Here is a 9,194-nt window from a genome sequence, read left to right on the forward strand (position 1 = left end):
CCCGGCCATCACGGACCGTCCGGGTGCTGGAGGGAGCCGAGAAGGGCGGCGGCCTCGTCGTCGCTCATGTTCTCGATCTGCTCGAAGACCGCGAGCAGCCGGTCCTGTTCGCCGGCGGCCTCGGCCTTGGCGGTGCGGACCAGTTCGGCGAGTCCCGAGACGGTCGGGCGGCCGAAGAAGTCGGCCAGGGCTATGTCGATGCCGAAGAGGGCGCGGACCCGGGAGACCACGATGGTGGCCTGCAGGGAGCTGCCGCCCAGGGCGAAGAAGTCGCCCTCCACGTCCGGGTTCTGCCATTCGAGCAGCGGGGTGAGGATCTCCCGGCAGATCTGTTCCTCGATGGCGTCGCGGGGCGCGGTGCCGCCCTGCGCCGACAGCTCGGTGGGCTGGGGCAGGGCGGCCGTGTCGACCTTGCCGTGCGGGGTGAGGGGCAGGTCGTCCAGGACGACGACGACCGGCACCATGTAGCCGGGCAGCCGGCCGGCCGCGTAGGCGCGCAGGCCCTCGGCGTCGGCGACCTCGGAGGCGTACGAGCCCACCTGTTCGACGGTGACGTAGGCGGCCAGCATGCGCTCGCCGCCCGCTGCCGGCTGGGCGACCACGACGGCCTGCTGCACGGAGGGGTGCCCGGTGAGCACGGACTCGACCTCGCCCGGCTCGATGCGGTGGCCGCGCACCTTGAGCTGGCGGTCGGTACGCCCGAGGAAGTCCAGGTTTCCGCCGGGCAGCCAGCGGACCAGGTCGCCGGTGCGGTAGAGGCGCTCGGTCTCCGGGCCGTCCGCGTAGGGGTTGTCGGCGAAGCGGTCGGCGGTGAGATCGGGACGGCCCAGGTAGCCGCGGGCCACGCCCGGGCCGGAGACGCAGAGTTCGCCGGGTACGCCGGGCGGGACCGGCCGCAGCCGCTCGTCGAGGACGAAGGCCTGGTGACCCGGCATGGGGCGGCCGATCGGCGGGTTGCGGTCGTAGCTGCCGGTGCAGTCCATGAGCGTGACCGCGACGGTCGCCTCGGTGGGCCCGTACCCGTTGACGAACCTGCGCTCCCCCGCGGTCCATTCGGCGACCAGCCTGCCGGGGAAGGCCTCGCCTCCCACCGAGACCAGCCGCAGGTCGGGCAGGCCGGCCTGGTCGAGCAAGGGCAGCAGGGCGGGTGGGAGTTCCGCGACGGTGACCGCGTCCTCGCGCATCCGGGTCTGGAGCAGGGCCGGGTCGCGGCGCTCGTCGTCGGTGGCGATGACGAGCGAGCCGCCCGCCAGCAGGGTGGTGAAGATCTCGAAGACGGAGACGTCGAAGGTGAGCGGGGCGAACTGCAGGACCCGGTCCTCGGCCCTGATCTCGTAGGCCTTGGCGATGGTGCGGGAGAAGTGGGTGACCGAGCGGTGCTCGATCATGACCCCCTTGGGGGTTCCGCTGCTGCCGGAGGTGTAGAGCACGTAGGCCAGGTCGCCGGGCGTGGCGGTCGGCGCGAGGGAGGGAACCTCCCGGACGGGGGCGGCCGTTCCGGTGGTCACCAGCTCCAGCGGTACGGGCAGCTGTGCGCTCTCGTCGACGAGGGCGTGCCGGACCTTGGCGTCGGCAAGGACCGTACGGGTCCGCTCGGCCGGGGCGGCAGGGTCGACGGGGATGTAGTGGGCGCCCGCCTTGAGCACGCCGAGGACTCCGGCGACGGCCGCCGGGCCGCGGGACACGCACACCGCGACGGGGTCGCCGTGGCGGACCCCGCGGTCGCGCAGCCGGTGGGCGATGGCCTCGGACCAGCGGTCGAGGGCCGCGTAGTCGAGCCGGGTGGCGCCGTGGCGGACGGCCACGGCGTCGGGGTGGATGGTGGCCCGCTCGCGGAACGCGCGGTCCAGGGTGGTGGTCCAGGCGGCCTCGTCGACGGGGCCGCCGCGGGACAGCTCGCGGGCGTGCCGGGAGGCGGCCGGCTCCTCGACCAGGCTGATGTCGCCGACCTGGAGGTCAGGGTTCTCGGCGACCTGCTCCAGGACCTGGCGGAAGGCGCCGAGCAGGGCGCTCGCCGTGCCGTGCCGGTAGAGGGAGGTGTTGTACTCGAGGGAGAGTTCCAGGCCGTCGTTCTCGCCGACCAGGAAGCTCATGTCGAACTTGGCTGCCCCGTCGTGCAGTTGGTCCATGGTGAACTCGACATCGGCGGCCTGCGCCCGGTGGGTGCCCCAGCGGCCCAGCGAGGTGAACTCGATCTGGAAGAGCGGGTGGCGCAGCGGGTCGCGCACCGGGCGGACGGCCTCGACCACCTGCTCGAAGGGCAGCTCGCTGTTGGTGAAGGAGTCCATGACGGAGGACGCGGTGCGGGTGACCAGCTCGCGGAAGGTGAGCTGGTCGGTGACCTCGGTCCGCAGGGTGATCATCTGGACGAAGCAGCCGATGACCTGCTCCAGGTCTGGGTGCGGCCGGGAGGCGCTGGCGGTGCCGACGACGACGTCCTCGGTGCGGGTCCAGTGCCGCAGCAGCGCGTTGAAGGCGGCGAGCAGGGTGGTGAAGACGGTGGTGCTGTTGGCGTCGGCGAGCTCGGTGAGGCGGTCCAGCAGCTTCTGGTCCAGGGTCAGTTTCAGACCGCGGCCGTCGCCGCGGGTCTCGGGGCCGCGCGGGTGGTCGGGCAGGACCTCGGTGGCGACGGCGCCTGCCAGGATCTGGCGCCACTTGGTCGCGAGGGCCCGGCCGTGCTCGTCGTTCTCCAGCTTGGCCCGCTGCCAGGCCGCGAAGTCGGCGTACTCGACGGCGAGCCGGGGAGCATCCGGGCGCTTGCCCGCTGCGGCCGCCGCGTAGCCGGCGGTCAGTTCCTCGGTGAAGATGCGGGTCGAGCCGGGGTCCCAGGCGATGTGGTGGACGACCCAGAGCAGGACGTGGTGCTCAGGGGCGAGCCGCACGAGGTGGGCGCGGACGGGCGGGCCGGCGGCCAGGTCGAAGGGGGCGGCGGCGCAGCTCGCGGTGAGCTCGGCGAGTTCGCGGTCCGCGTCCTCGCTGCCCGAGAGGTCGGTGCTGTGGACGCCGAGCACGAAGGAGGGGACGGGTTCCTGCCAGGGAACTCCGTCGATCTCGACGAGTTTGCTGTGCAGCACCTGGTGGCGGGCGACGACGGCGTTGAGCGCCTCGTGCAGGGCGGCCCGGTCGAGGGGTCCGCCCAGGCCTATCGCCAGGGCTATGTTGTTGCGGGCCTTGCCGGCGCCGAGCTTGTCGACGAACCACATCTGCTCCTGCTGGAAGGAGGAGCGGGACCGCGGTCCGTGGTCGGCGCGCTTCAGTTCGATGCGGCGCCCCACGCCGGCCGTCATCTGGTTGCGCATCCGGCCCAGCAGCCGGGAGCGCTGTCCCTGGGGCAGACGGCCGAGCCGTTCGGCGAGATCAGACATGGGTTCCTCCGTTGCGGTGCAGGTCGGCGAGGAGAGCGGCGAGCCGGTCGGGCAGGTGCTTGGCGAAGTAGTGGCGGCCGCCGGGGATCACGGCGAGGCGTACGTCGGCCGCGTACCGGCCCCAGGCGCGGTAGCCGTTCTCGTAGCCCTCGGTCGCGTCGTCGGCGTCGCCGATGATGCAGGTGAGCGGGGTGGACAGGGGGCGGTCGTAGCCGCCCGGGGTGCGGGCGAAGAAGCGGGCGGCCTCGGTCATGTCGTGGCGGACCATCCGCAGGACCGCGGTGAGGTCGCTGTCGTCGAGGACGCCGTCGAAGCCGTCCATCGTGGTCAGGTAGGCGACGAGGTCGTCGTCGCCGGAGACGCGTTCCATCTCCAGGGCGTACTCGGGGTCCTCCTCGGGGAGGGCCGCGGCGAGGTCGAGGGCGATCGGGCGCTGCCCCAGCCGTTCCAGTACGTGGGTGGTCTGCAGCGCGGTGACGACTCCGGCGCAGTGGCCGTAGACCGCGTACGGGCCCCGCACGGTGCGGACGATCTCCTCGGCGGCGAGCTCGGCGAACTCGGGCACCGGCAGCATCGGGCCGGGGCGCAGCGGGTCGTGTCCGGGCGGGGAGACCGCCAGGAGCTCGATGTGCGGCGGGAGCTGGGCGGCGAGCGGCTGGTAGGCGATGGCATCGCCGCCTCCGTGCGGGAAGCAGACGAGGGTCAGCGCGGTGGTGCCGGCCGGGCGTTCGGGGGTGAGCCGGTGCAGCAGTCGGTGGTGCTGCGGTCCCGCTCCCGTCTCCGTTCCGGCGAGTTCCGCGGTGCGGGCGGCGAGGCCGGCCGGGGTCGGGTTGCTGAAGAGGTCGACGACGCGCAGGGCGGCGGCTGCGCCGTCCGGCAGGGCGGCGGCGACGGCGCGCACCGCGCGCACGGCGGCGAAGGAGTCCCCGCCGAGGGCGAAGAAGTCGTCGTGGGGCGCGACCTCCGCGGTGCCGAGCACCTCGGCCCAGACGGCGGCGATCCGCAGGGCGACCGGGTCCGCGTCCGCGGGCGCGGACACGGCGGGCCGGCCCGGCGCGGGGGCGGTGGGGCGCGGGTCGGGCAGGGCGCCCCGGTCCACCTTGCCGTTGGGGCTCAGCGGCAGCCGCTCCAGCAGCACGAGTTCGGCGGGGACGCAGTGCGGGGGCAGCACGGCGGCGAGCGCGGTCCGCAGGGCGGCGGTGTCGAGGACGGCGCCCTCCTCGGGCACCACGTAACCGACGAGGCGGTCGGAGCCGGCGGTGCTGCGGGCGGCCACGACGGCCTCGCGGACCCCTGGGCGGTCGCGCAGCGCGCTCTCCACCTCGCCGGGCTCGATGCGCAGCCCGTTCAGCTTGATCCGGAAGTCGGTGCGGCCGAGGAGTTCGATGGTTCCGTCGGGGCCGTAGCGGGCCAGGTCGCCGGTGCGGTAGAGGCGTTCGGTGCGGCCCGGCTCCAGTTCGACCCGGACGAACTTCTCCTCGGTCAGTTCGGGCCGGCCCAGGTACCCGCGGGCGAGTCCGACGCCGCCGAGGTGCAGTTCGCCGGGTACGCCGACGGGGACGAGGCGGTCGTTCGGGTCGAGGATGTAGGTGAGCTGGTTGGCCATGGGCCGCCCGTACGGGAGCTTCGTCCACTGCGGATCGACCCGGCCGACGGGGAACTCCACCGAGTGGATGGAGGCCTCGGTCGCCCCGCCGAGCGCCACGAAGGACAGGCCGGGCGCGAAGGCGCGGATCCGGTCGGGCTGGGTGACGGGGATCCAGTCGCCGCCGAGGAACGCGGTCCGCAGCCGGGGCAGTCGGGGCCCGCCGGCGTGTTCGAGCTGGTCGGCCAGGAGGCCGAGGAGGGCGGGGGCGGAGTTCCATACGGTGACGCCGTGCCGCTCGACGAGGTCGGCCCAGTGGGCCGGGTCCTTGGCGGCGGCCGGGTCGGGCAGGACGAGCGTGCCGCCCGCGGCCAGGATGCCGAGGGTCTCGTAGACGCTCATGTCGAAGCTCGGCGAGGACAGGGCGAGGACCGAGTCGCCGGGGCCGATGCCGTACGAGCGGTTGAGGTCGAGGATGTTGTTGACGACGCCGCGGTGTTCCAGGGCGATGCCCTTGGGGGTGCCGGTGGAGCCCGAGGTGAAGATGACGTAGGCCAGGTCCCGGGAGGTGACGGGGACGGCCGGGCGGGTCGCGGGCAGCTCGGCGAGCGCGGCCCGGTCGGTGTCGAGCAGCACTTGGGCGGTGCCGGCGGGGACGGGCAGCCGGCCGATCAGCTCCGCGTCGGAGACGACGATGGGCGGCGCGGAGTCCCGCAGCAGCAGCGCCAGGCGCTCGGCCGGGTAGTCCGGGTCGAGGGGGACGTAGGCCCCGCCGGCCTTGAGGACGGCGAGGATCGCGGTGACGAGGCCGGGGCCGCGGCGCAGGCACAGGGCCACGGTCCGGTCGGGGCCCGCGCCGGCTTCGACGAGCCGGTGCGCGAGGCGGTTGGCGCGCTCCTCCAGCTCCCGGTAGGTGATGTTCCAGCCGCCGACTCCGCCGAGGATCACGGCGGGCGCGTCGGGCCGCCGGTCGGCGTGCTGCTCGAACAATTCGTGCAGGCAGGCGTCCTGGGGGAAGGGGGCGCGGGTGGCGTTCCAGTCGTCCAGGGCGGCCCGGCGCTCGCCCTCGGTGAGCAGCGGCAGGGCGGACAGCGGGGCGTCGGGGCGGTCCAGCGCTCCTTCGAGGGTGGTGAGGAAGTGGCCGAGGAGCCGGTCCACCGTCGCGGCGTCGAACAGGGCGGTGGGGTACTCCACGAGGGCGCGGACGGCGGTGCCGGTGTCGTGGACGCTGATCATGAGGTCGTACTTGGTGGCGTGCGAGGAGAAGTCGATGGGCTCGGTGGCGACGCCCGCGAGTCCCGGGGCGGTGTCCGGGGTCTCGTCGAGGAGGAACATCACGGAGGTGAGCGGCGGCCGGCTGGGGTCGCGGGGCAGTCCGAGGGCGTCGACGATGAGGTCGAAGGGCAGTTCCTGGTGCGCGTACGCCTGGAGGGTGGTGTGGCGGGTGGCGCGGACCAGCTCCGCGAAGCCGGGGTCGCCCCCGGTTCTGATGCGCAGCGGCAGCGTGTTGACGAAGAAGCCGATGAGCTCGCCGAAGGCCGGGTGGTCACGGCCGGAGACGGAGGTGCCGACGACGATGTCCTCCTGACCGGTCCAGCGGCGCAGGGTGGCGGCGAAGCCGGCCAGCATCGTCATGTAGAGGGTGGCGCCCTCGGACTTGCCGAACTCCCGCAGCCGGGCGATGAGCCGGGGCGGGAGGTCGATGTAGCGGGAGGCGCCGGCGTGGCCGAAGACGGGCGGTCTCGGCCGGTCGGTCGGCAGGTCCACAGGGGTGGCGCCGCCCAGCTCTTCGCGCCAGAAGGAGGTGAGACTCTCCAGCCGGTCCCCGCTGACGCGGCGGCGCTGCCAGGTGGCGAAGTCGGCGTACTGGAGGGCGAGCGGGGCCGTCGCCTCGGCGGGCGCCCCGGTGCGGGCGGCGTAGGCGCGTTCCAGTTCGGTGTAGAGGACCCGCATGGACCATCCGTCGGTGACGATGTGGTGCAGGTTGAGGACGAGGACGTGGTCCTCGGCGCCGATCCGGCCGAGCCGGGCCCGCAGCGGGACGGCACCGGCCAGGTCGAAGGGGGCTCCCGCGTCGGCGTCGTAGAACGGCCGGGCCGCCGCCTCGTCGGGCAGTTCCGTCAGCGGCAGGGGGAGCCGGTAGCCGTCCACCACGCGGGGGACGGCCTCGGTGGCTCCCTCCTGATAGGTGTAGACGGTCCGCAGTACCTCGTGGCGGTCCACGATGTCCTGGAGCGCCGCGTGCAGGGCGGGGACGTCGAGCGGGCCGCGGATGCGGGTGGCGACCGGCACGTTGTAGGCGGGGCTGCCGGGCTGCAGCTGGTCGATGAACCACAGGCGGCGCTGCGCGAAGGAGAGCACGGGCGGTTCGGCGGGGTCACGGGGTGCCGGATCGGGGTCCTCCCGTACGGCGGCGCGCCCGCCGCCTCGGCCGGTCAGGGCTTGGAACAGTGCCCGGCGGGACTTCGGCAGTGCGGCTATGCGTTCGGCGAGGGACTCGCTCACCTTGAGCCTCCGTGCGTCTTCGGGAGTCGGGAGAGGGATACGGCGAGGGGGCGCCGCGGGGTGCGCGGCGCTGGGTGCGGGCTCACGTGCGGGCTCGCGTACGGGTGTGGGCGTACCGGATGAAGGCGTACGGGCGGGGGCATACCAGGTGAGGGCGTACGGGCGGGGGCGCGGGACGTGGGTGCGGTGCGAAGTGGGTGCCGTTGGCAGGCACCCACTCCCGCACCCCTGGAGCGCCGGTCAGGCGGTGATCCTGGCCTCGTCCGCCGCCGGAGATCCCTCTTCGGCGTTGTCGCCGACGGGCATTTCCTTGATCTTGGCCACCGGGCCGGCCAGCAGGGTCAGGCCGCCGACGATGGTGACCGCGCCGGCCACCGCGAGGCCGGCCGTCAGGCCGATCGCCTCGCCGAGCGCGCCGCCGACGAAGTAGCCCAGGGACAGGGCGCCGTACACCGCGGAGAGCGCGGTGCCGCTGACGCGGCCCATCTGCTCGTTCGGGGTGACCCCCTGTACGAGGCTGAGGACGTGGATGTCGAACATCGGGGAGACGAAGCCGATGACGGCCTGGACCACGATCAGTCCGACGAAGCCGCCGATCGCGCCGCCCGTCGGCACCACGATGTAGCCGGCGCCGAGCACGACCGCCGTGATGACCAGGAGGCGGCCGACCGAGAGGCTCTTGGAGACCACCTCGGAGAGCACCGCGCCGACGATGACGAAGACCGACATGACGGCGAAGGCGACACCGACCTGGCCGGGGCTCAGGTCCAGGACCTTGTACGCGTAGACGATCAGCAGGGCGTCACCCATCGCGGCACCGAGGTTGACCACGACGTTGGCGGTGAACAGGCCGCGCAGCACCGGGTTGCCGAAGAGGGTGCGCATGCCCTCCTTGAGCTCCGCCTTGGCGGAGGCCTTGCGCTCCTCGGTCCGCTCGCGGGTGTCCCGGTGGCGGATGACGAGGAGGGCGATCAGCGAGACGAGGAAGGTGAAGGCGTCGGCGGTGACGGCCCGTGCGGCGCCGAGCAGCTGGATGAGGGCGCCACCGGCGCCGGCCCCGACCGCTTCCGCGACGCTCCGGCTGATCTGCAGTTTGGTATTGCCCTCGATGAGGTTCTCGGTACCGATGAGCTGGGGCAGCCAGGACTGGTACGAGACCTCGAAGAAGGTGGTGAGGCAGCCGGTGACGGCGGCCACGACATAGACATGCGTCATGCTGACGGAGTCGAGGGCGAAGGCGAGTGGAATCGTGCCCAGAGCCACGAACCGGCCCAGGTCGGCGACGATCATCACCGTGCGCCGCGAGACCCGGTCGGCCACCAGACCTGCGATCGGGGCGAGCAGAAGGAAGGGGAGGAAGCGCAGCGCGCCCAGCACGCCGACCTCCAGGGCTCCGCCGTCCAGGACCACGACCGCGAGGGTCGGAAGTGCGAGGAGGGAGATCTTGTCGCCGAAGTTACTGACGGTCTGCCCGAACCACAGGCGATTGAAATCGGAATGCCGACCGAGTGCCATGTCGACGCCCTTTTCTGATTGGGTACGGATGTCGGACGGCAGTGACGCTATGGATCCCGAGTTAGCGCCCGGTTATGAATCCGGGGACTGTAGACCGCTTGTAGAGAGGCGATGAGCTTCGCTGGAGAAGCGTCGGATGTCGGCGCTCTCGCGGGCGATCCCGGCCGCCACGGCGGGGGTGTGGGGCTCGGCGCCGGGGAAGGGTTCGACCGTCACCGGGGCCC

At 73.1% G+C, this 9,194-nt stretch carries 3 protein-coding genes; all 3 read right to left on the reverse strand.

The annotated features are described in order from the left end of the window. Positions 1-8: 8 nt before the first annotated feature. Complete coding sequence (locus ACWGIU_RS19910) at positions 9-3,365, reverse strand: non-ribosomal peptide synthetase (RefSeq protein WP_453707567.1); 3,357 nt, start codon at positions 3,363-3,365, stop codon at positions 9-11. After that, positions 3,358-7,455 (reverse strand): non-ribosomal peptide synthetase, encoded by a 4,098-nt coding sequence (locus tag ACWGIU_RS19915; protein WP_453707569.1) that lies wholly within the window; start codon positions 7,453-7,455, stop codon positions 3,358-3,360. Before ACWGIU_RS19915 ends, ACWGIU_RS19910 begins: the two co-directional genes overlap by 8 nt. Positions 7,456-7,695: 240 nt before the next feature. After that, entirely contained in the window at positions 7,696-8,970 is a 1,275-nt protein-coding gene (locus tag ACWGIU_RS19920; RefSeq protein WP_453707571.1) for an MFS transporter, read from the reverse strand. Positions 8,971-9,194: the final 224 nt, after the last annotated feature.

This window comes from Streptomyces sp. NPDC054840 (assembly GCF_053611065.1).

Excerpts from the sequence above, each read along its gene's own strand:
- ACWGIU_RS19910 (WP_453707567.1), bottom strand. The coding sequence starts at position 3,365 with ATGTCTGATCTCGCCGAACGGCTCGGCCGTCTGCCCCAGGGACAGCGC.
- ACWGIU_RS19920 (WP_453707571.1), bottom strand. The coding sequence starts at position 8,970 with ATGGCACTCGGTCGGCATTCCGATTTCAATCGCCTGTGGTTCGGGCAG.